At 44.0% G+C, this 21124-nt stretch carries 23 protein-coding genes; 14 read left to right on the top strand and 9 right to left on the bottom strand.

Annotation, left to right across the window (positions count from 1 at the left end):
- The first annotated feature begins 174 nt into the window (after positions 1 to 174).
- The 4 genes from V7R39_RS10915 (at position 175) to V7R39_RS10900 (ending at position 5260) form a co-directional block, all read left to right on the top strand.
- Complete coding sequence (locus tag V7R39_RS10915; protein WP_334030677.1) at positions 175 to 2658, top strand: M1 family metallopeptidase; 2484 nt, start codon at positions 175 to 177, stop codon at positions 2656 to 2658.
- A complete protein-coding gene (locus tag V7R39_RS10910) occupies positions 2633 to 3193 on the top strand; it encodes a DUF6702 family protein (protein WP_438823537.1) in 561 nt (186 codons plus the stop codon). Before V7R39_RS10915 ends, V7R39_RS10910 begins: the two co-directional genes overlap by 26 nt.
- Positions 3194 to 3367: 174 nt before the next feature.
- On the top strand, positions 3368 to 3766 hold the full coding sequence (locus tag V7R39_RS10905; RefSeq protein WP_334030676.1) for a hypothetical protein: 399 nt from the start codon (positions 3368 to 3370) through the stop codon (positions 3764 to 3766).
- Between the two features lie 162 nt (positions 3767 to 3928).
- Positions 3929 to 5260 (top strand): ABC1 kinase family protein, encoded by a 1332-nt coding sequence (locus V7R39_RS10900; RefSeq protein ID WP_334030674.1) that lies wholly within the window; start codon positions 3929 to 3931, stop codon positions 5258 to 5260.
- A gap of 90 nt (positions 5261 to 5350) precedes the next feature.
- On the opposite strand, the gene V7R39_RS10895 is transcribed toward V7R39_RS10900, so the two are convergent.
- Entirely contained in the window at positions 5351 to 5659 is a 309-nt protein-coding gene (locus V7R39_RS10895; RefSeq protein WP_032095366.1) for a DUF6482 family protein, read from the bottom strand.
- 81 nt (positions 5660 to 5740) lie between these two features.
- A complete protein-coding gene (locus V7R39_RS10890; RefSeq protein ID WP_334030673.1) occupies positions 5741 to 6991 on the bottom strand; it encodes a sterol desaturase family protein in 1251 nt (416 codons plus the stop codon).
- A gap of 465 nt (positions 6992 to 7456) precedes the next feature.
- Between V7R39_RS10890 and V7R39_RS10885 the strand changes: the two genes are divergently transcribed.
- The 6 genes from V7R39_RS10885 (at position 7457) to V7R39_RS10860 (ending at position 11963) form a co-directional block, all read left to right on the top strand.
- Positions 7457 to 8317 (top strand): DUF3014 domain-containing protein, encoded by an 861-nt coding sequence (locus V7R39_RS10885; protein WP_334030672.1) that lies wholly within the window; start codon positions 7457 to 7459, stop codon positions 8315 to 8317.
- Entirely contained in the window at positions 8304 to 8909 is a 606-nt protein-coding gene (locus V7R39_RS10880; RefSeq protein ID WP_334030671.1) for a DUF1285 domain-containing protein, read from the top strand. Before V7R39_RS10885 ends, V7R39_RS10880 begins: the two co-directional genes overlap by 14 nt.
- A gap of 247 nt (positions 8910 to 9156) precedes the next feature.
- Entirely contained in the window at positions 9157 to 10449 is a 1293-nt protein-coding gene (locus tag V7R39_RS10875) for a metal-dependent hydrolase family protein (RefSeq protein ID WP_334030670.1), read from the top strand.
- A gap of 26 nt (positions 10450 to 10475) precedes the next feature.
- The gene (locus V7R39_RS10870; RefSeq protein WP_334030669.1) at positions 10476 to 11075 is read left to right on the top strand and encodes a YqaA family protein; all 600 of its coding nucleotides are present in this window, start codon (positions 10476 to 10478) and stop codon (positions 11073 to 11075) included.
- 134 nt (positions 11076 to 11209) lie between these two features.
- On the top strand, positions 11210 to 11761 hold the full coding sequence (locus tag V7R39_RS10865; protein ID WP_334030668.1) for a hypothetical protein: 552 nt from the start codon (positions 11210 to 11212) through the stop codon (positions 11759 to 11761).
- A gap of 22 nt (positions 11762 to 11783) precedes the next feature.
- On the top strand, positions 11784 to 11963 hold the full coding sequence (locus V7R39_RS10860; RefSeq protein WP_163107614.1) for a hypothetical protein: 180 nt from the start codon (positions 11784 to 11786) through the stop codon (positions 11961 to 11963).
- A 9-nt stretch (positions 11964 to 11972) separates the two neighbouring features.
- Here the strand turns inward: V7R39_RS10860 and tusA are convergent, their stop codons facing one another.
- From tusA to rph, 3 genes are read right to left on the bottom strand one after another with little or no spacing between them, the layout of a single operon-like run.
- The gene (gene tusA, locus V7R39_RS10855; protein WP_334030667.1) at positions 11973 to 12233 is read right to left on the bottom strand and encodes a sulfurtransferase TusA; all 261 of its coding nucleotides are present in this window, start codon (positions 12231 to 12233) and stop codon (positions 11973 to 11975) included.
- The gene (gene pyrE, locus V7R39_RS10850; RefSeq protein ID WP_334030666.1) at positions 12223 to 12864 is read right to left on the bottom strand and encodes an orotate phosphoribosyltransferase; all 642 of its coding nucleotides are present in this window, start codon (positions 12862 to 12864) and stop codon (positions 12223 to 12225) included. Before pyrE ends, tusA begins: the two co-directional genes overlap by 11 nt.
- Positions 12865 to 12873: 9 nt before the next feature.
- Positions 12874 to 13587, bottom strand: coding sequence for a ribonuclease PH (rph, locus tag V7R39_RS10845; protein WP_032095261.1), 714 nt, complete (start codon positions 13585 to 13587; stop codon positions 12874 to 12876).
- 390 nt (positions 13588 to 13977) lie between these two features.
- On the opposite strand from rph, the gene V7R39_RS10840 reads away from it, so the two are divergent.
- From V7R39_RS10840 to V7R39_RS10830, 3 genes are all read left to right on the top strand, one after another.
- Positions 13978 to 14841, top strand: a complete 864-nt coding sequence (locus tag V7R39_RS10840; protein ID WP_334030665.1) for a YicC/YloC family endoribonuclease — start codon at positions 13978 to 13980, stop codon at positions 14839 to 14841.
- A gap of 107 nt (positions 14842 to 14948) precedes the next feature.
- On the top strand, positions 14949 to 15998 hold the full coding sequence (locus tag V7R39_RS10835) for a LacI family DNA-binding transcriptional regulator (RefSeq protein WP_334030664.1): 1050 nt from the start codon (positions 14949 to 14951) through the stop codon (positions 15996 to 15998).
- Between the two features lie 115 nt (positions 15999 to 16113).
- Positions 16114 to 16623 carry a nuclear transport factor 2 family protein gene (locus V7R39_RS10830; protein ID WP_334030663.1) on the top strand — a complete coding sequence of 170 codons (510 nt, stop codon included), beginning with the start codon at positions 16114 to 16116 and terminating at the stop codon, positions 16621 to 16623.
- Positions 16624 to 16683: 60 nt separating this feature from the next.
- On the opposite strand, the gene V7R39_RS10825 is transcribed toward V7R39_RS10830, so the two are convergent.
- The 3 genes from V7R39_RS10825 to V7R39_RS10815 form a co-directional block, all read right to left on the bottom strand.
- On the bottom strand, positions 16684 to 17325 hold the full coding sequence (locus tag V7R39_RS10825) for an OmpA family protein (protein ID WP_334030662.1): 642 nt from the start codon (positions 17323 to 17325) through the stop codon (positions 16684 to 16686).
- A gap of 521 nt (positions 17326 to 17846) precedes the next feature.
- Positions 17847 to 19049 carry an HD-GYP domain-containing protein gene (locus tag V7R39_RS10820; protein WP_334030661.1) on the bottom strand — a complete coding sequence of 401 codons (1203 nt, stop codon included), beginning with the start codon at positions 19047 to 19049 and terminating at the stop codon, positions 17847 to 17849.
- Positions 19050 to 19095: 46 nt separating this feature from the next.
- The gene (locus V7R39_RS10815; RefSeq protein ID WP_334030660.1) at positions 19096 to 19437 is read right to left on the bottom strand and encodes an MGMT family protein; all 342 of its coding nucleotides are present in this window, start codon (positions 19435 to 19437) and stop codon (positions 19096 to 19098) included.
- An 86-nt stretch (positions 19438 to 19523) separates the two neighbouring features.
- On the opposite strand from V7R39_RS10815, the gene V7R39_RS10810 reads away from it, so the two are divergent.
- The gene (locus tag V7R39_RS10810) at positions 19524 to 20123 is read left to right on the top strand and encodes a tRNA-uridine aminocarboxypropyltransferase (RefSeq protein WP_334030659.1); all 600 of its coding nucleotides are present in this window, start codon (positions 19524 to 19526) and stop codon (positions 20121 to 20123) included.
- Between the two features lie 21 nt (positions 20124 to 20144).
- Here V7R39_RS10810 and V7R39_RS10805 read toward each other — a convergent pair whose 3' ends face one another.
- The gene (locus tag V7R39_RS10805; RefSeq protein ID WP_334030658.1) at positions 20145 to 21080 is read right to left on the bottom strand and encodes a hypothetical protein; all 936 of its coding nucleotides are present in this window, start codon (positions 21078 to 21080) and stop codon (positions 20145 to 20147) included.
- Positions 21081 to 21124: the final 44 nt, after the last annotated feature.

The raw sequence follows: 21124 nt of genomic DNA, 5'->3' as shown, positions 1-21124 counted from the left end.
CAAGAAGATAAGAATACGACAGTTAAAGTCGTATCACAAAACGTTCTGTTACATAAACTTTGCGTTAAACCGAGGGTAGTTTACGGTCGGGAACTAGGATTCGCAGAGCCAGACTTATATACTAAAGGCGATAACATATAATAATTCCAACTTAACACGTTGCAAGGAAACACCATGAGCACCGCAAAACGACATTTTTTCTGGCTGGCGCCAGTATTGTCTATGCTGATTTCTCTTCCCAGTGCACACGCCTCAATAAAGCAAACTAAGGGCGACTTTGAAGATAAATTCCGTCAGCTAGACGAAGTTTTACCTACTCCAAATGTATATCGAAATGCTGCTGGCGAACCAGGCCATCAGTATTGGCAGCAACAAGTTGACTACGATATCGACGTGAAATTGCTTGAAGGCGAGCGTCGTATTGAAGCAAAAGAAACCATTACTTATCACAACAATTCACCAGATACGCTGAAGTATCTATGGATTCAATTAGACCAAAACAAATTCCGCGATGACTCTATGTCAGCGCTTACTACCACATTTGGTGGAATTGGAAACCGTGGTCCGGCTACAGAAGCAGCCAGTGGTAGTAAACCTGCAAAACTGAGCATGGGCGCGCTTCGTCGCCAGCAGTTTGTTGAAGATAATGAGCTAGGCTACACCATCTCTCGCGTTGAAGATAAATCAGGTAATGACCTTCGCCATACTACGGTTGGTACGTTAATGCGAGTGGACTTGGCAACGCCATTGAACCCGGGTAAGAAAGTCACTTTCGACATCGATTTTGCATTTAACATTGTAGAAGAAGATGCGGTATCTGCTCGCGCAGGTTACGAGCACTTCCCTGATGATGAACGTGAAGGCGGCAATGACATCTTCTTGCTAGCCCAGTGGTTTCCTCGTTTGGCCGCGTACACAGATTACGAAGCGTGGACAAACAAAGAGTTCATTGGCCGCGGCGAATTCACACTAGAGTTTGGTAACTACGAAGTAGACATTACCGTACCAGCGGATCACATTGTGTCATCGACAGGTGAGCTTCAAAACCCAAAAGACGTGCTGACCAAAACTCAGCGCGAGCGTTTGAAAAAGGCAGAAAAAGCAGATCGCATTGTTTTTATTGTAACGCCTGAAGAAGCTATTGAGAATGAGAAAGAAGGTACATCAAAGCTAAAAACGTGGACGTTTAAAGCAGAGAATGTACGTGACTTTGCATGGGCTTCATCACGTAAATTTGCCTGGGATGCGCGCGGTTACCAACAAGGCGGTGACACCCAGCCTCTTGTAATGGCCATGTCGTTTTATCCTAAAGAAGGTGGTGAGCTATGGCAGAAGTATTCAACTGAATCCATTATTCATACTATGGACGTTTACAGCCGCTTTAGTTTCGACTATCCATACCCAGTAGCCCAGTCGGTTAACGGCCCTGTGGGTGGTATGGAATACCCAATGATTACGTTTAACGGCCCGCGTACCGAGTTACAAGACGACGGCTCTCGCACGTATTCACTCGCTGAAAAACGCTTTCTTATCGGCGTTGTTATTCACGAAGTGGGGCACATTTATTTCCCGATGACGGTAAACTCTGACGAGCGCCAGTGGACGTGGATGGATGAAGGGTTAAACAGCTTTCTTGATGGTGTAGCAGGCCGTGAATGGGATCCAACGATTCCATGGGGTGTTGAGCCACGTGATATTACAGGCTACATGAAGTCTCAAACTCAGGTGCCAATTATGACTCAGTCAGACTCGGTACTTCGTTTAGGTCCTAATGCGTATACTAAGCCTGCAGCAGCACTTAACATTTTGCGTGAAACCATTCTTGGTCGCGAGCTTTTCGATTTTGCATTTAAAGAATATGCACAACGTTGGATGTTTAAACGCCCAACGCCATCTGACTTTTTCCGCACAATGGAAGAAGCATCAGGTGTTGACTTAGATTGGTTCTGGCGTGGCTGGTTCTACTCAACCGATCACGTAGACATTAGCTTAGACAGCGTTTATAAGCTTCGCTTGAACACTGAAGATCCAGATATCGACTTTGGCCGCGAACGCCAGACAGAAATGGAAAAACCACAGTCGCTTACCGTTATTCGCAACAAAGAAGAAGGTAAAGAGTTGTGGGTTGATCGCTTCGATGACATCAGCGATTTTTACGACGAAAACGATCGCTATACCGTGACCAACAAAGAGCGTAATAGCTATCAAAAATTCTTGAAAGGTCTAGAGCCGTGGGAACGCACCGCATTTGAACGTGCAGTAAGAGAAGATAAAAACTATTACGTGCTTAATTTTAGTAACCTTGGTGGCTTGGTAATGCCTATCATTCTAGAGCTTGCTTATGAAGACGGCACTAAAGAAGAGATGCGTATACCTGCCGAAATTTGGCGCAGAACGCCAAAAGCGGTTAGCAAGTTAATCGTGACGGAAAAAGACAAAGAGTTAGTGAGTGTTACCGTTGACCCACATTGGGAAACAGCCGATGTGAATGTTGAAAACAACCACTATCCACGTCGTATCATTCCCTCGCGCATCGAAGCGTATAAAGGTAAGTCTCGCAACTCATACGAGTACCGCGACCTTATGCAAGACTCAAAAACTGAGTTAAAAACAGATGACGAAGACGATGAGAATGATGAAGGCAACGATGACGAGTAAGTTGTCTTCTATCAGGCAGGGCACGGTTGCCCTGCTTGCGCTGTTATTAATAACAGGTAGCTTTGCATACAGCACAGCGGTGAAGGCCCATCAAATTAAGGCGGCTATTACGACGGTATTGTTCAATCCACGAACCGAAAATATCGAAGTAATGCATCGTTTTAATTTGCATGATGCTGAGCATGCGGTAAAAGTTCTGTTTGATAAGAACGCCGACATTATGGATGACGAAAAGACGCAGCAAGCCTTTGCTGATTACGTTGGTCACCACTTTGCGCTGTTAAACAGTGAAGATACTTCGCTAGCGCTTGAGCAAGTAGGTTTTGAAGTGGATGGTAAGCACTTTTGGGTTTACCAAGAAACGGCTCAACCACCGGCTCTGGAGGGCTTGAAAATACGTCACGATGCACTTCGAGATTTATGGCCTAGCCAAGTAAACACCATTAACGTTGAAGGTAACGGACCACTAAAAACCCTTACTTTTACCGACAATGTCACGCTGCTTGAGGTGGGCTTTAACAGCGACCATCACTAAACCCAGTGTTTGCAATACCAAGCCCGCGGATGCTTCTTTAGCATTAAATCTGCGGGCTTTTTTAAGTCTTTTTAAAAGCTTTTCCTGTGTACATCTACCACCGAAGTCTTATAGCGTTTATTTTAACAATACATTAACGTTTGCGTGAGAACGTCATTCTATGAAGGTATTATCATGAGTAACAGCGCTTCTAGTGCATTTGCGCACAACGCTCGAAAAGACAGAAAGAAAAAGGAAGTAGCCGACACCAGCAATCTCGAAGAGCGCGCGGCGCTGGGGCACTCTGAAGACTCTTCCGGCTCAAAAGGCTCGAACGCAAACAATGCCTTCGCTGATAAAAAGAACATCATGTGGGTGCTTTTAAGTGGTGGAATGGCGATGACGTTTATCATCATGCTGTTTTTGCCCAATACCGGTATGGGTGATGGAATGATTGCCACTTATTCATCCATGTTGTGGTGTGGTTTCTTTGGCGCGGCGCTGTGGCGTTATCGCGGCGCAAACGGTTGGACAGGTTTTGCCTTTGGCAGTGTAGTTGGCTTTGTCTTGCAGGTGGTGTCGCAAATTATCTAATACCAGTTGGCATAGGCGAACGAGCTGCTTCTAAATAAGTTGCTTTTACACGTATTCGTTAATCAAAACCGCCTTCTATCTCGTACATACCTATATTATTTCATAGCCTTTTTTTGAGGCGTCCCCGCTACGTTTTTAACGTAGCGAAATAGAGTAGGTGACATGTCCGAAGACTCCCCTAAAAGAAAATCAAAAGCAATTCCCTCTTCTCGATTATCCCGGGTGAGTCGCCTAGGCGCTCTGGCGGGTAAAATTGCCGGAAATGTCGTTACTCAGGGCGCAGGACAGCTGTTAAAGGGCGAGAGACCTGCCCTTGCCTCATTACTATTAACACCAAAGAATATGACGAATGTGGCCAATCAGCTAGCTAGCATGCGTGGCGCGGCCATGAAACTCGGCCAGCTCATCTCTATGGACGCAGGAGACTTTTTACCCCCTGAGCTTGCTACTATCTTATCTCGTTTAAGAGAAGATGCTGACCCGATGCCTAAAGCGCAGCTTATCGAAACCTTGAATAAGGCGTGGGGCGAGAAGTGGCAGGACAGCCTACTGTATTTTTCTTTTGCGCCAGTGGCAGCGGCATCTATTGGTCAGGTGCATAAGGCCATCACCATGGATGGAAAAATGCTCGCTATAAAGGTGCAATACCCTGGGGTGAGAAAAAGTATCGACAGCGATGTGGATAATGTCGCGACCTTGATAAAGCTCACGGGTCTTATACCGAAATCTTTAGATATTAACCCTCTTCTTAGTGAGGCAAAAACACAGCTTCATCAAGAGGCTGACTACAACCGCGAAGCGGCTATGCTAACGCGTTATGGCCAGCAGCTTACACAGATAGAACGCTTTATCATTCCTCAAACTTACGAGCCCCTTACCAGTGAAACGGTACTCGCGATGGACTTTATTGAGGCTTCGAACCTAGATACGCTGCTTAATGAATCTCAGGAAGTACGCAATGCTGTTATGACTGACTTGATGGGGCTATTTTTCAATGAAGTATTTAACTTTACGCTGCTTCAAAGCGATCCGAACCTTGCCAATTACAAGTTTAATACAGAGACAAAGCAGATAGTACTTCTTGATTTTGGCGCAACCCGTGAAATCCCAGAGAGTATTTCAATAGGCTACAAAGCATTGCTTAATAGTGCCGCTTTGCAAGATAAGCAGTTAATGGCAGAGGCAGCCCTTGATATCGGTCTAATAGATAAATCACACACTCCCGAACAGGTTGATGCAGTCATTGGTATTGGCATGGAAGCGTGCGAATCGCTTAACCATAACGAGCCCTATGATTTTGGCACTAGCGACCTTATTCAGCGTCTGCACGATAAGGGTATGACGCTCACGACGGAACATGACTTCTGGCATACACCACCGGCTGATGCGCTATTTATTCACAGAAAGCTAGGGGGATTGTTTTTATTGGCTAGGCGACTAGGTGCGCAAGTGAATATGCGAGCGTTAGCGGCTCCTTGGCTAGAAACCACCTAGTTTACTTGTTCCTAACACCTAGCACCTAGCACCTAGCACCTAGCACCTAGCACCTAGCACCTAGCACAAGATTATCAAGCTGAACGGTGTTTAGTAAGGCAAATCCATACTAAAGGGCAGCGCCATTTGCTCTGCACTTTTAGGCGGATTACCTATCATTTCGTCATAGGGCGTGTCGTGCTTCATCACCGACTTTTCGACACTGCAGTGGGCAAATGATTCGCGAATATGACCCGTGCTAAAAAATCGCATTGGCTTACCTTTTTTGTCGTAAACCATCCCGCTTTTGTCACCAACCATTAAATAAACGAGATACACATTCATCTCATATGACTGCACTTCTAAGTAGTCTATTACTGTGGGTGTATCTTCTAAATCGCTAAAAAGAAACTTATGCATACCTACCTCAAAAAACGCCCTAATACAGGTAGCAACTGACGCTATACACAACGCCGGCGCTAACAAAACGTTTTTATTACGTTACGCTAAGTTTTCAGGTTCAGTTGATAGCCTGACTTCTTCAATAGGGCGGCGATAATTACTGTAACGCACTGCAAATAACAGCATAACGAGGCCAACGACAGAAGACAGTGCGAAACACCAGGCCGCAATGCCAATGCCCGAAGCAATCCACAGTAGTGGAAACATGAGTAACCGCGGCCCCTCTAACGCAAGCGCCAATTTAGATTGAGACAGAATAAAGCCATTTTGAATACTCATAACCACAACGGTGAGGACAATAGCCATTTGCTGCATACCTGAGAGCGAATCTAAATTGAGCAAAAAATAAAGCGCAGCGCCAAGCATAATTACGTGTTGTAAAAGACTATAGCGCGTCACTGACTTATGGATGTGTGGATGATATTTTCTAAAATTACTCAACGGTAGTTTTTCCTTAGGAAAGCGCTCTGATACGTCTGCTGGTCGCCACCCCGTGCGACCAAACCAGACGCGAAATTTGTCAGTCCATGAACGGGTATAATAGCTATCCTTAGCCAGTTGACTGTAAATTTGTAAGTTAGCCCAAAGTGGATTAAAGCTTTTTAGCGCACCGCGAATACCGAAAACTACGGGCTCTTCTTTTTTCTCGGGCATGTAGGTTGAAAACAACCGATCCCAAAGAATAAAAACACCTCCGTAATTTTTATCGATATAAATGCGATTTTGGGCGTGGTGAACCCGGTGGTTTGAAGGGGTGACAAACACCTTTTCCATCCACCCCAACGTGGTGATGTGTTGAGTGTGAACCCAAAACTGATACACCAAATTGAGTGCTCCCACCGTTATTATCATCTCTAGCGTAAAACCAACCAACGCCAGCGGCAGATAAAAAATCCAGCTAAACACAGCACCACTTGTTTGCCTCAATGCCGTAGTCAGATTGTAATCTTCACTTGAATGATGCACTACATGGGCGGCCCAGAGTATGCTCATTTCATGTCCAAGCCGATGATTCCAGTAGTAAAAAAAGTCATAGGCTACAAATGCAATAACCCACACCCACCACGCTTGCGGTAGCTCAAACATAGCGACCGCATCAAAGAAAAGCGCATAGATAGTAAAGGGGATAAGTTGATGACCAATTGCCACAATGCGAGAAAGCACACCCGCACTTAAGCTTGTGATAGCGTCATTAGTTCGATAGTACCCCGTTTTCTTTTTACAATCGGCATAAAGCTCAATACCAATAAGTAGAAAAAACAAAGGAATAGCAAATAATATAACGGTCATAGTGAGCAACCAAGATAACAGTCCCTACATGTTAAACAAATGTTTAAAATAACCCAAGCTATTTACAATGATTGACATAAATAATGACAAATGTATGCGTAACGACGTGTGTTTGTAACAATGTATACATGTAATAGTGGGTATCTGTAGCGGTGTATATTTCTAGCAAAGTGTAGTTTTACTCAGTGTTATAACCTATTCGTTGCCTGCACGCGCTATCCATGTAATGAAAGCGCGGTGTTGACACTTGTTACAACGACACAGAATGGTTAACCCATGCAGCATTAGGAAAAAGCACTCATTTTGTTGTGGGTAAGAGAAATCGAAATCGGTGTTTTCAACGTTAAAAGATTATTACGATTGAAAATTTAAGCAGAAAAGGAACATTTCTCTTGTTTGATTTTCTAACATTGAGTGTTATGTCTGGTAGTATTACCTAAAGGAAATCTCAGCAGCGGAGTCATTATGAGCGAAACAACAGAGAAACAGTCGTTAGGCCCACACTTTCTGATAGCGGGAATAATCCTTGTCGTCATCCTTGCGATAGTTTTTTGGCCAAGCGATGAAACGCCAGAGCCTGTAGAGGCACCTAAGCCTGAAATCAACGAGCCCGTACTTACCGAATCTGACGAACCAGAAGTATTTGAAACAAAGCCTGCCCCCCCACCTGTCGAACTTGAAGAGAAAGACGAAGTGGAACCACTCCCTGAAGTTGAGGAAATTGAGCCCGAACCGCTTGATGTAAGCGATCCAGCAGTGAAAGAAGCGCTAGTAGATAGCGCAGCCGCCGATGAAAACACGGTAAATAGACTATTGGTAAGCGAAGGCTTACTTCAACGCTTTGTGGTTTCTGTGACAAATTTGGCGGGCAACAAAATGGCGCCTAACCATCAGTTGCTCACCCCACCAGAACAGAACTTCAGAGTGTATTCTCAAGCTGATAAGCAGTGGATTGATGCTGCTAGCTATAAGCGCTACACACCATATGTGAATGTTTTAGAGTCATTTGATAATGAGGCGCTATTAACGGTTTATCAGTCTTACAAAGACGATATTCAAGCTAAATACGCTGAAATTGGCGACCCTGACAAAGATTTTAATAGTGTGTTACTCAGCGCAATAGACGAATTGCTCGATACGCCAGAGGTACCGGTGCCGGTAGAAGTCTATTCAGATTCTGTGATGTACAAATACACAGATGAACGCTTAGAAAACCTTGATGGCCCGCAAAAGCAACTGTTAAGAACGGGGCCTGACAACATGCGCCGTATTAAAGCGAAGCTTCGCGAAATAAAAGCGTTGATTGAACAAAATGGACTTAACTAAGTTTCAAAAGCAAATAGAGGGCGTCTCTGATAAGACGCGCTCTCTTCCGCCTGTAGAAAAATGGAACCCTGATTTTTGCGGCGATATTAATATGACAGTGACGCTAGACGGTCGCTGGTTCTATGAAGGTACCCCAGTAGGTCGCGCTAGCTTGGTAAAATTGTTCTCTTCGGTACTTAAGCGAGAAGACGATAAGTACTTTCTTGTTACGCCGGTAGAAAAAGTGGGGATTACCGTTGAAGACACGCCTTTTTTAATCACTCAATGGAAAGAGATTGAAGCAGACGCTAACGGCGGTAGTAGCACTAACGGCGACAAGAACACTGCGCTAGTGCTGATTACACAGACTGGCGATGAAGTTGTTTTAGATAGCGTTGTTCAAATGGAATTGCGCGTTCCACCAAAAGCAATTCGAGATAAAGAAGCTACCGCAATACCCTATGTATGTGTTCGCAGAAACCTGTGGGCTCGCCTACATCAAAATGTGTATTACCAGCTACTTGAAAAATCGAAAGAAATAAAAGGCGGTAATGAAACTCATTTCGTTGTTCACTCAGCCAACATCGACTTTGTTATTGGAAAGGTAGGTTAATCCTCGCTTACCTTTTAATCATCCCTGTCCACAATCCTTGTCCGTTTCCTATTTTTCTACTCTTTCGCTTTCTTTCAATACATCCTGTTTAATTAGCCCAAAATTCGTACACCATAAAATAACACTTCCTAAATACCTCATAAAACTCAGTAAAACCCGCCACTAATAGCGTAATACTTTGCGTTACTTTAACGAGTGCTTTACATTAAATTACTGTGTAATTATCCATCAAAAGAAGAACTATATTATGAAAAAAACACTGACCGCATTAGCTGTATCTTGCACGCTTTTACCGCTTACGTTTAGCGCCCAAGCAGCCACGCTCATCCATGCTGGCAAAGCCTTTACCGGAACCTCTAACGAATTACGCAACAAGGTAACCATCGTTATTGAAGATAACAAAATTGAAAGTGTGAAATCAGGATTTGTAAGCGCTGAGAAGGGCGATACAGTTATTGATTTAAAAGATAGCACGGTAATGCCGGGGTTGATGGATATGCATGTACACTTGTCGTCTCAACAAGGCGGGCCAAAAAGCTACTTAGAGCGATTCACGCTTAATGAAGCAGACTATGCATTGCGTGCAGCAAATTACGCAAAGATCACCCTAGACGCAGGCTTTACAACAGTACGAAACCTCGGTGACTCGCACAATGAAACCATTGCCCTTAGAACCGCTATCGATAAGGGCTATGCTGTTGGACCGCGCATTTACACGGTAGGAAAATCTATTGCCACCACAGGCGGCCATGCCGACCCATCTAATGGTATGTCTCATTTACTTCGCCCAGACGTAGGTCCTGAGCAAGGCGTAGTCAATGGAGAAGCGCAAGCCCGAGAAGCAGTAAGAACACGCTATCAAGACGGTGCTAACCTAATAAAGATTACTGCCACCGGCGGTGTACTCAGCGTAGCTAAAAACGGTCAGAACCCACAGTTTATGACCGATGAATTAGAGGCCATTGTTGATACGGCGAAAGATTACGAAATGACCGTAGCCGTTCATGCACACGGAAAAGAAGGCATGAAGCGAGCCATTACAGCAGGTGTAGACTCAATAGAACACGGCACCTACATGGATGACGAGATTCACGAGTTGATGAAATCAAACGGCACATATTATGTGCCCACCATTCTTGCCGGCAAGTTTGTTGCAGAAAAAGCAAAAATCGATGGCTTCTTTCCAGAATTAGTTCGTCCGAAAGCAGCGGCAATTGGCCCCCTTATTCAGCAAACATTTGCTAACGCTCATAAAGCGGGCGTGAAAATTGCTTTTGGAACTGACAGTGGCGTATCAGCCCATGGCGATAATGCACAAGAGTTTGCCCTAATGGTTGAGGCGGGAATGACGCCTGCCGATGCGCTAACAAGCGCCACGGTGAATGCTGCAGACTTACTCGGTGTAAGCGATATACTAGGTACGTTGGAGCCGAGTAAATTAGCAGATATTGTTGCGGTAAAAGGTAACCCGTTTGACGATATAACCCTAATGGAAAATGTGTCGTTTGTAATGAAAGACGGCGTTGTTCACAAACAGTAAAAAATAGCACTTTAAGAAAGGATTTCATGGCACCTGATAAAAGGCTCAGTAAAAAGATGGCGCAAAAGACCAAGCAATTGGTCGATTCGAAACATATGTTGAAAGGTATTACACTTTCTTCGTTTTTAGAGTCGACCATAGTGCCTATTCCTTTGGAAGCCGTGATGTTGCCACTAATGCAGGCAAGAAGAGAATCGCTATGGCACATCGCGGCAATGGCAACCTTGGGCTGTGTGATAGGGGCTATATTCGGCTATGCCTTGGGATATTATCTTTTTGATTTGATTGGAGAGTGGGTGATTTCCACTTTCTTCAGTCAGGACCAATTTGAGAATGTAAAAAACCAAATGCAGCAGCAGGGATTTTGGTTTGTTATGACCTTGGGCATTGCCCCCATTCCATTTCAGGTAGCTATGCTTGCAGCAGGTGCCACAAAATATTCGCTCCCCTTGTTTTTACTGGCCACGATTATAGCGCGCTCACTTCGCTATTTCGGCCTTGCGGCAGCCGTGTATTATGCTGGCGACAAGGCAGAGCAAATAATTAGGCGCTACAAAATGAAGGCGATTATTGGAGCAACACTTATTGTGCTTCTACTTTGGTGGGGCGCTAACACATTCTTATAATGAGGCTTTTTGGTATTTTACCACTGCGCAAAAAATTTTTATAAAACCTTTTGCCGTTCTTGTTGAACTTCTTTATTGATAATGATTCCTATTTACATTAGTGTAATAACGAGTCCTATCTAGGAGGTGCAACAGTGAATACACAACATTTATGCCCCGTTTATACAAAGTGGCTTCAATTAAATCCAATTGACGCGCGCAAGCATCGGCATTTCTTGCAAGATAGCATGCAAAAAGCCCGCCTTCAGGGGCAACTTGATAAAGCGTGCACGCTGGCATATCAGACGTTAGAAGCCGCAAAGCTTGTTCTCACGGCATTACAAAATGTGTCAAATTACAAAGATAATAGCGTGAGAGAGGATATAATTTCCTATTCGGCCGCAGGCATGTATCTGTCTTCTCTTTTGCAGTGTAATGGCAATTCGCAAGAAGCTCATAATGTATTACAGCAGTGCCAGCAGCAGCTAATTGCAGTTCTGCCTCTTCATGCTACCAACCATACTACCTTAGCGTTAATTAAAACTGCGATGCATGCTTTTGAACAAAGCAGTCTGCTTTTAGTTAACACCAAGTTAGCTAACAACGATGCAGTCAATGGCAATTCTGATAGCGGCCATTCAGTTGGCAGCTCTTCCGCTAGCAAACGTATCCACCGCGCCAATAACCGCCTTTCTCTCGTCCACTGATTTATTTAATGAGGAAAACACGATGAGCGCCAAACAGCGTACAGCCAATGAGGGCTATATCTCGTTAAGTGTCAGAGCGTCTGTACTGAAAAGAATGTTGAGCGGAGAAAACCTGCATTTGAGCGATATTCATTGCTCAAACAAAAAAAGTAAATTGGCTGTTCAAAAGCTACTTTTGCAAGCGCTTAGCGAAGGTGAATAAAAAGGGCGCTTACACGCACCCTTTCTGTATGACAAATTGATATGGCATTGTATCAGTTTGAGACGCTACCAGCGTGTGTCCCATAAACCGACAAAAGCTTGGGATATCCCTCGCCGTTGACGGGTCGTCTGCCGACACTGACAGGGTTTCCCCATCCGCTAATTTTCGAATGTTTAAACGCACCATCATAACCGGCTCAGGGCAGCGAAGCCCCAACGCGTCTAAATGGGTGTTTGCCTCATTAAAAGCAGTATCAAAATCAGATGCCATAATTCTCACGGTAGGTGTTTATGGCATCAATATCGGCGCTATGACCGCCTTTTTCTTGCAAATAGGCAACCACATCAGCAAGGGCAACGATGGAAATCACCGTGGTATTAAAATCGCGCTCAACTTCCTGAATCGCTGACAACTCCCCTTTGCCTCGCTCTTGTCTGTCTAGGGCAATGAGAACACCAGACAAACTAGCCTGCTGTTGCTCAATAAGCGCCATAGATTCACGAATAGCCGTTCCTGCGGTGATCACATCGTCCACCAGCATCACCCGTCCTTCGAGAGGACTCCCTACCAAGTTTCCACCTTCACCGTGAGTTTTAGCCTCTTTGCGATTAAAGCAGTAAGGCACGTCACGTTGATGGCTATCGGCTAACGCTACCGCCGTGGTGGTAGCAATAGGAATACCTTTGTAGGCAGGCCCGAATAATACGTCAAACTCTACGCCTGCATCGACTAATGCATCAGCATAAAAGCGACCTAGTTTTGCAAGGTCACCGCCGCGATTAAACAAACCAGCATTAAAAAAGTAAGGACTTATGCGGCCCGACTTTAACGTAAATTCACCAAACTTTAGTACGCCGCGCGCAATGGCGAACTCAATAAAATCACGCTGAAACGCTTTCATGTAGACCTCTTACGCTAGTGCCGCTTTTTGGATATCAAACAATTCGCGAAGACCGTGTTTCGCTATCTTCAGCATTTCTTCTAACTCTTCAAACGAGAAAGGTTCGCCTTCTGCCGTGCCCTGTACTTCAATTAGCTTGCCTGTTTCTGTCATAACAACGTTCATGTCAGTTTCAGCTTCTGAATCTTCTGTGTATTCAAGGTCGGCAATCGGAGTGCCTTCAAAAATACCAACCGACAGCGCAGCAATCATGTGCTTGAGCGGGTTTGCCTTTAAAATACCTTTGGCACGCATATAGGTTAATGCGTCTACAAGTGCTACACAGGCGCCAGTTATCGATGCTGTGCGCGTTCCGCCATCGGCTTGAATAACATCGCAATCTAAAGTAATGGTGTTTTCTCCAAGTAGTTTTAAATCTACTGCGGCGCGAAGCGAGCGAGCAATTAAGCGTTGAATTTCTAGCGTGCGGCCACCTTGCTTTCCGCGAGCCGCTTCTCGGCCACTTCGGGTATGCGTTGCGCGCGGTAACATGCTGTATTCAGCAGTTATCCATCCTTTTCCTTGCCCTTTCATAAAGCGAGGCACGCCTTCCTCTACCGTTGCGTTACACAGCACCTTTGTATTGCCGAACTCAACTAATACCGAGCCCTCAGCATGGCAGGTGTATTGACGAGTAATAGTAACTGGACGAATTTGACTGGCGGTTCTGCCGCTTGGACGCATAGAGTTCTCCACAACGTAAGTGCTTAAATGTCATTTCCAGCTTATGTTTTTAAGGCCAAACGTGGTTGAACGCTAAAACCACATTCACTGGAAATATGAATGAGCCTAAGTATAGCGCAATGGGCCCATCCTATGAAAACGAACTTTGCTCGTATTCCTTATAGAAATGGTTAAATGTGCGTACTCTTAGTTGTGTCACCTTGTTGTAGAGCCACTGCACCTGCGGTAACACGCCGCGATCACGAACATTTTAAGTCCCGCTGAGTGGGTAATTATCTATGCGGACTGATATAATACATAACTAACGAGAAAGACTGCCCGTATATTTATCGATACAACACGTTGGTCGCGTTGTTTTTGCAGGCTTTCAGTCAAACTCCAAGGAAAATTATGATTTATAGCATGACAGCATTCGCCCGCGTAGAGACGAAAAAAGAGTGGGGCTCTGCAGTATGGGAAATACGCTCTGTTAATCAGCGTTTTTTAGAGACCTATTTCCGCTTGCCGGAACAATTTCGCTCACTTGAGCCCATGCTGCGCGAACGTTTTCGTAAAAAGCTGGCTCGAGGCAAAGTAGAATGCGCCTTGCGCTTTACTGCAAACGATGCGGCTACAACAACGTTAAGCTTAAACGAAGACTTAGCGAAACAGGTTATGCAAGCCGCTGATTGGGTGCAGTCTCACGGACAGTCATCAGGTGTGAACCCCTTAGACGTATTGCGCTGGCCTGGAGTGATTGCGGCAGAAGAAGCCGATATGGACAGCATTCACGCAGACGTAATGGCCGCTTTCGATCAAGGCCTAAAAGATTTTATTGATGCACGTGCCTCAGAGGGCGATGCACTTAAAGCTATGATAGCGCAGCGCTTAGACGCTATTGAGGCCGAAGTAGAAAAAGTAGCCGCTCGCATGCCTGAAATTATGGTGTGGCAACGAGAAAAAGTGCAGGCACGCTTTGAAGAAGCAAAAGTAGAGCTAGACGCCGGACGCTTCGAACAAGAAATGATCATGCTGGCCCAAAAAGTAGATGTAGCTGAAGAGCTTGACCGTTTGAATACGCATGTAAACGAAACGCGAAGTATCATGAAAAAAGGAGGCGCCATAGGTCGCCGTTTGGATTTTATGATGCAGGAGTTTAATCGTGAATCAAACACCTTAGGCTCAAAATCAATAAGCACCGACATTACGCAGTCGGCTGTAGAGCTAAAAGTGCTGATTGAACAGATGCGCGAGCAAATTCAAAACATCGAATAGTGGTTATCTCAAGCAATAAAAGCCCAGCACTGCATATTTGCGCTGGGCTATAGTGAGCGCTTACTGACAGTTAAACTATTCATATCCTAGTGAAAAGAAAGAGCTAAATGACAACCATCTATGAGGTAGCAGCGCGGGCTGGCGTATCCTTATCAACGGTATCTCGCGTATTAAATGGTAAGACGTCGGTGAATGCCGCGATGGCTGATAAGGTAAAACAGGCGGCAAGCGAATTACACTATACACCGAGTCAGAAAGCCCGTTCACTGGCATCTAAACATAGCCATGCGGTAGGTGTTGTATTGCCAAACAAGCATATGTTGTTTTCTTCCCACTTACTTTTTTCTTTTGAACATATTTTGCGACAATACCAAAAGCATTGTGTAGTCGCGTTCTCTCACGATACCCTTGAATCGGAAAATGAGGCCATTGAGTTTTTGTTATCCCAAGGGTGCGATGGAGTATTTGTTAATACCATTGCCTCGCCTTCCATTGCGTCTACTACAAAACACCTGCAGGATAAAAAGCACAGTGTTGTCACTCTGAGTCAGAGCGAACTCAAAGGTGGTGTGACTGGGTTTTCAGCGTCTATTTTTGAGGTGGCAGCATACGCGTTTAAACAACTCAGAGACTTGGGTCATACCGATATTGCGCTAATTAGCGATAATTCTGAATTAGTGAGTCATACTAATGAAATATCGGTAGCACTTAAAGCCGCTCTTTCTCGTCTATCTGTATCGGGTTCCACATCGTTTCGGCCCGAGCTTTCCATTTATGTGGGCAGTGAAGGTACAGACGATCCTTTGCTAGAACTACTTGCTAAAGAAGCCGCTTTTTCAGCAGTTATTTGTACTAGCGACGCGCTGGTAAAACTCATTGTAAGCAGTGCAAAAGAGCTAGGTATGGAATTGCCAAATGATTTGTCAATTATTTCAGCGCAGGCACCAGATTCGCCTTTGAAACCCGCGGGAAGCCCATTGTCATACCGTGTATCAACAGTGGCTTATTCAACACTAGATATCGCTAAGGTTGCTGCAAGCTACTGCTTATCAAGCTTTTACGAACAAGCCACAGATGAGAGCGCATTACACTCAGCGTTACCTACTTCCACAGCACCTATCTTTCTTGACTATGGAAGCACCGCCTCTTTCACCTAAAGAGCGCTCTTAAGGCTATTTGAGCCTCCCTGTAACGTTTGACAGCAAAGCGATAAAGATTTACGCAAAGTAACGCGCTATGCTGTGTATAACACTTTCGTACAAGGGCATTAATATGAATAGAGTTTTAGCTGTAATTCTTCTGTTAGTAGGCACCGCAGTATTTGGCGCACAATGGATTGAAAATGATAAACGTAGTAAATCTGATGAAACCGAGGTTTCACGGGTACTTAATGCCCTGCATGAAAAAGCATCTGTGGCTGATTATGAAGGTTACTTTGCGTTATATGCTACCAATGCTGTATTTATTGGTACCGATGCCCATGAGGTGTGGAGTATTGATGATTTTAAAGCCTACGCAAAACCCCATTTTGATAAGGGAACAGGCTGGACCTATTTGCCTCGCAATAGGCATATTTACTTCTCGCCCGATAATCAGGTAGCGTGGTTTGATGAATTACTGGATAACCAAAAATTAGGCGAAACACGAGGCACTGGCGTGTTGATAAAGACCAACGGTACCTGGAAGATAAGCCAATATCACCTCGCTATACCAATCCCCAATAGCCTGGCTTCTTCTGTTGCACTACAGATTAAAAAGCAGAAAAATCAACCCGCTGGATAAAACAGCAAAAAAAATAGAGTCATCTATGTGACTCTATTTTTCACCAAATAAACCCTGTAATTAGGTATTTGATTGCGTCAGTGGTTGAATTTCCATTTCAACACGACGGTTCATCGAACGGTTGGCCGCACTGCTGTTTGGCACTTTCGGTGAATACTCACCCATACCGACTGTCGTGATACGCGTTGAATTCACTGAAAAGTTGATAAGCTGATTTTTCACCGCACCGGCTCTTCGTTCAGACAAAGACTGATTGTATTGTTCAGCACCAACGTCATCTGTGTGACCTTTAATCATTAACACGGTTTTCTCGTAGTTGTTCACTACCTTTGCGACGTCTTGTAAAACCGGATTAAAGCTTGGGCTAATACTTGAGCTGTCAGTCGCGAAGGTAATGTCGCCAGGCAGTATAAGGCGAAGATTGTCACCTTCTCGTACCACTTGAACACCTGTATCAGATAGCTCGCTACGCAGCTCTTCTTCCTGCTTGTCCATGTAGTTACCAATTGCACCACCCGCAATGGCGCCTACCGCGGCGCCCCACGCATATCGACTTTTGTCGTTATCGCCCGTTGCCTTTCCTAGCACAGCGCCTAACACAGCGCCAATTGCGGCACCTTTTTGTGTATTGTTCGGATCGGTCGCACAGCCTGCAACGGTGAGTGAAGCAGCAATCATACTTACAGCTAATGTTTTTTTCATAACGTCCTCTTTTTCGCTTGGCGCTGTAATCGTTTAATGAAATAAACGATAAATGTACCTGCCAAGCGCTTTGTTGATTCATCACTATTAGTCGTTTTGTGAAACTTTTTGTTCACGTCCGACGGTAATAAATTGACTTGTTTATAAACTTACGTATTTACAGTTAGCAGCAATAACTGATCCACTTTCAATTGCTGCGGGCGTATACCTGACGTTTATGGGTTTCCCTAAGTTTGCGTCGCCCCTTTATAGCGAAAGGCTTGACGGCGTATAGGGTTAGATTAAATAAATGAAGCTGAACCCACGATTAACACCGCATTATGATATGGAGGTGTTGCTAGATTCTTGTAAAAAGTAAACATATCTGCATTTTCAACGCACAATCGTTTGTAATCTCTACATACTCACTAACAACTGTTGCTCATTAACAACACCTCGCTGATATTGCATCAAGGAACAATTCCTGTAATAAGTAGTTGTACGGGTTATGTAAAAAGGAGTGGAGTTAGATTAGCGCGCAATTATCCGATAGACACTGAGCGCTCAAAGAAGCTATTCACATCTATCTTGTAGTCTGAGGCAATAACCGCTCTTTGTATTTTTAATGAGTCATCGCTTGAGAGGTCAATATCTTTAGGCGTTAAATAATGACTGCTTTTCACTGAATAAAACACCTTCACAATAGGGGAAAGCGGAGAATCGTTTTGTTTTAGCACCATGGCTAATCGATCGTTTGACAACAGCACCAAACTTCCCACGGGATAAACGCCTAGGCATTTTATGAATTGCTGTACTAGCGCAACATCTAACCTTGTTGGGGCGTCGTTCATCAATATAGAAAACGCTTTCTGACTGGACATGCCACTCTTATAGACCCGATCAGCAGTTAAGGCATCATACATATCAGCAATGGCCAACATCCTGCCCGCTTGACTTATTTCGTCACCTTTCTTACCTGCAGGGTATCCGAGTCCATCTAAACGCTCGTGGTGTTCGCTTATTGCTTGAATTAAGGGCTTTGCCACATCAGTATTCTGCAAGTAATCAACGCCGTGATTCACATGACTTTTCATCACGTCCATTTCTGCATCGGTAAGCCTTCCCGGCTTATGTAGAATTTCGTCGGGAATGTTTATTTTTCCTAAGTCATGAAGAAAACCTGCGTAAGATAGGTCCTGTACTTCTTCTTCAGACATCCCCATAAATGTTGCGAAATTAGCCAGTAGAATAGCAACGTTTAATGAGTGCTCGAGAAGGTAGTCGTCTTTTTCGCGAATTTTTGTCAAACACAGTAGTGCATCGGGGTTTCTATCTACCGACTCTACCAGTTTATTGGAAAACGCCTTGGGGATACTGGCATCGAAAGGAGTTTCTTTTTTAACATTATTTAGTAAAAGCTGTTGTATTGCTTTACCTTGAGCATGTAGCTTTTCTGCCCTAGTAAGCTCACTCTCTAATGAAACATTCGATTTCTTTGTAGCGCTTTTTTTTGCCAAGTGAGGTGCAACTGAGGAGGATTCATGTTCGCGTTTTTCTGGCATTGGCGTGAATGCTTTATCGGTATCAATAGCAAGTATTTTAACGCCTTGCTTTTTAAGCAGCTTTACTACGTCTTGCGAAGTCACTTTACCCTGGTTTTTTACCGCCAACGAGCCTTTCTGTTCAAGAATCTTATGAACAAACATACCCGGCTTTAATTCATCAATACTTATTTTTTTTAGCATTCGTTGTACTGCACTCTTGATAACTACAAAGGTGTGGCTAAGCTAACTAATACTCTAATTTAGACAGTACGGTATACAAGTCTGGTTGCCAACCGTAATCTTTCATCCTGACTCTACCATTTTTTACCAACACTCCCTCATCTAAAAGACGTGTACTTTGCTCGTGCGCTAACTTTGAACCTTGAGGAAACGCAATTTTACCATCGGCTCTTAGCACTCGGTGCCAATTGTGTTGGCCATCTAGCGACCTCAAACACTTTCCCATTAGTCTCGCTCTTCCTGGCAAACCGCACAAATCAGCGAGTTGACCGTAGCTAACGACGTTTCCAGCAGGGACCAGTGACAGTGTCTTTTCAATTCTTAATTTTACCGTGTTTATCTCTGTCATGTATATTAAACAATCTTCCTAACTACTGTATTTGCCGATAAACTACACAGGCGTTTATTTCTATCAGATAGCTGCTTATCAAGACCATGTCAAAAAACTCGCTACGAATTTACTGCTCTTCATGCAACTACCCACAAACCACCTGTGTGTGTAGCGATATAGACATCGTCAGCGTACCTGTGAATGTAGTCATTTTACAGCATGCAAAAGAACGAGAGCACGCGAAGAATACGGCACGTCTAGTATCATTGTGTATACCAACAGCAAAAATTATCAGTACAGACGATTCTGATACCGTTAATATGCTGCATGAACAATGCAATGCAGCAAATTCTGCGGTTATTTACCCGAGTGAAGAAAGTATAGCGATAGAAAGTGATTTAGTAACACCGCTTAGGGGTGTAGATACCGTTATTTTTATAGATGGAAGCTGGAAACAGGCTTTTGGTATGATGCAAAAATACAGTTGGCTTCAAACATTACCCGCCTATCATTTCAGTGAAGCACCTAACACTCACTACGCCATTCGGCATACCCGCGTTAGTAACGCGTTATCAACCCTAGAGGCCGTGGCGTACACTTTATCATATGCGTTTAACACCGACGTCGCGCCATTACACAAAGCACAGCAAGCGATGCAGCAGCATTGGCGAGGTCCTAAATCTCATCGTCGTGGTAATGAATAGAACGATAATGATTAAATAGATTTAGTAGGTGAAACTAAACTCTACAACAGATAAAAGAAGCCATGAAAAAGGGAGTGGTAAAAAGCAAAAATTCAAATACACAGCATGACCTCGCGTTAACGGTGCTTTGTATCTTTCCATTTCATTCAATAATTCTTCTATTTTTCTACTCGCTTTATTAGAATCTGCGCTTTGTATAAGCTTTGTTATTTCCTGTTCATTAGCAGCTATCAATTGCTGCGACAAGGATTTCAAGCGCCTAATTAGCTGCAGCATGGGCCAAAGAACAATCAAGGAAAAGCTCGTACCAAAGATAAAGATTACCGTTAAGTCAGATACATGTACGGGTTGATTAATCCAAAATACAGGCATTATCGCCATCGCAAATAATGAAGTAAAAGCTGTGGTTAATCCAAACGTAAGCAAATTTTGTAGCACTGAAATTTGTTTTGATAGGCTTTCTCTCTCTACTACCTTCGACAGGGTTCTTAAATATCGGTTATTGGTTAAAATTTGAAGGCAGAATAGAGAGGTAAGCACCCAGAAAGGAATAGCGGTAACAGCGATAAAAAACACCTCTGGTTCATTTATACGCATGATTACACCTTCTGCAACCATATAAACAATAGGCATAATAAACCCAATCGATGTTGAGCAGATTAGATGCTGTTTAAACTTTCGAGATATTTCGCTGCGATGATAATAAAAACTTTGGTACTGCCGATTCATCTCCAACATTTTATCTAAGTTCCGCGCCACTTTTCTATGAATATAGCGCAGAGCAAATAAGAAATAACAGGTCAATAAGCTAATACCTAGTGCAGTATTGAAGTCTCGCTGAGCATTTACAGATGGAATGGGAATACTGATAGTACCCACGAGAATGTGTACTGTTATTAGCACACAAAGCAGTGCAATAGGGTAAAGAATTAATGAGATATTTTGTGATTTCATCATTAGAAAAGCAGCACTACTAAAGATTAATGCTACGTTGTTACCTT

It is taken from the genome of Alteromonas sp. P256 (assembly GCF_036864455.1).
Lineage (GTDB): Bacteria > Pseudomonadota > Gammaproteobacteria > Enterobacterales > Alteromonadaceae > Alteromonas.
The sequence above is the reverse complement of the archived record's forward strand: the minus strand, read 5'-3'. Positions and strand labels throughout refer to the sequence as shown.

Coding starts and splice junctions, on each gene's coding strand:
- V7R39_RS10915 (WP_334030677.1), top strand. CDS start 175: ATGAGCACCGCAAAACGACATTTTTTCTGGCTGGCGCCAGTATTGTCT.
- V7R39_RS10910 (WP_438823537.1), top strand. CDS start 2,633: ATGATGAAGGCAACGATGACGAGTAAGTTGTCTTCTATCAGGCAGGGC.
- V7R39_RS10905 (WP_334030676.1), top strand. CDS start 3,368: ATGAGTAACAGCGCTTCTAGTGCATTTGCGCACAACGCTCGAAAAGAC.
- V7R39_RS10900 (WP_334030674.1), top strand. CDS start 3,929: ATGTCCGAAGACTCCCCTAAAAGAAAATCAAAAGCAATTCCCTCTTCT.
- V7R39_RS10895 (WP_032095366.1), bottom strand. CDS start 5,659: ATGCATAAGTTTCTTTTTAGCGATTTAGAAGATACACCCACAGTAATA.
- V7R39_RS10890 (WP_334030673.1), bottom strand. CDS start 6,991: ATGACCGTTATATTATTTGCTATTCCTTTGTTTTTTCTACTTATTGGT.
- V7R39_RS10885 (WP_334030672.1), top strand. CDS start 7,457: ATGAGCGAAACAACAGAGAAACAGTCGTTAGGCCCACACTTTCTGATA.
- V7R39_RS10880 (WP_334030671.1), top strand. CDS start 8,304: ATGGACTTAACTAAGTTTCAAAAGCAAATAGAGGGCGTCTCTGATAAG.
- V7R39_RS10875 (WP_334030670.1), top strand. CDS start 9,157: ATGAAAAAAACACTGACCGCATTAGCTGTATCTTGCACGCTTTTACCG.
- V7R39_RS10870 (WP_334030669.1), top strand. CDS start 10,476: ATGGCACCTGATAAAAGGCTCAGTAAAAAGATGGCGCAAAAGACCAAG.
- V7R39_RS10860 (WP_163107614.1), top strand. CDS start 11,784: ATGAGCGCCAAACAGCGTACAGCCAATGAGGGCTATATCTCGTTAAGT.
- tusA (WP_334030667.1), bottom strand. CDS start 12,233: ATGGCATCTGATTTTGATACTGCTTTTAATGAGGCAAACACCCATTTA.
- pyrE (WP_334030666.1), bottom strand. CDS start 12,864: ATGAAAGCGTTTCAGCGTGATTTTATTGAGTTCGCCATTGCGCGCGGC.
- rph (WP_032095261.1), bottom strand. CDS start 13,587: ATGCGTCCAAGCGGCAGAACCGCCAGTCAAATTCGTCCAGTTACTATT.
- V7R39_RS10840 (WP_334030665.1), top strand. CDS start 13,978: ATGATTTATAGCATGACAGCATTCGCCCGCGTAGAGACGAAAAAAGAG.
- V7R39_RS10835 (WP_334030664.1), top strand. CDS start 14,949: ATGACAACCATCTATGAGGTAGCAGCGCGGGCTGGCGTATCCTTATCA.
- V7R39_RS10830 (WP_334030663.1), top strand. CDS start 16,114: ATGAATAGAGTTTTAGCTGTAATTCTTCTGTTAGTAGGCACCGCAGTA.
- V7R39_RS10825 (WP_334030662.1), bottom strand. CDS start 17,325: ATGAAAAAAACATTAGCTGTAAGTATGATTGCTGCTTCACTCACCGTT.
- V7R39_RS10820 (WP_334030661.1), bottom strand. CDS start 19,049: ATGCTAAAAAAAATAAGTATTGATGAATTAAAGCCGGGTATGTTTGTT.
- V7R39_RS10815 (WP_334030660.1), bottom strand. CDS start 19,437: ATGACAGAGATAAACACGGTAAAATTAAGAATTGAAAAGACACTGTCA.
- V7R39_RS10810 (WP_334030659.1), top strand. CDS start 19,524: ATGTCAAAAAACTCGCTACGAATTTACTGCTCTTCATGCAACTACCCA.
- V7R39_RS10805 (WP_334030658.1), bottom strand. CDS start 21,080: ATGATGAAATCACAAAATATCTCATTAATTCTTTACCCTATTGCACTG.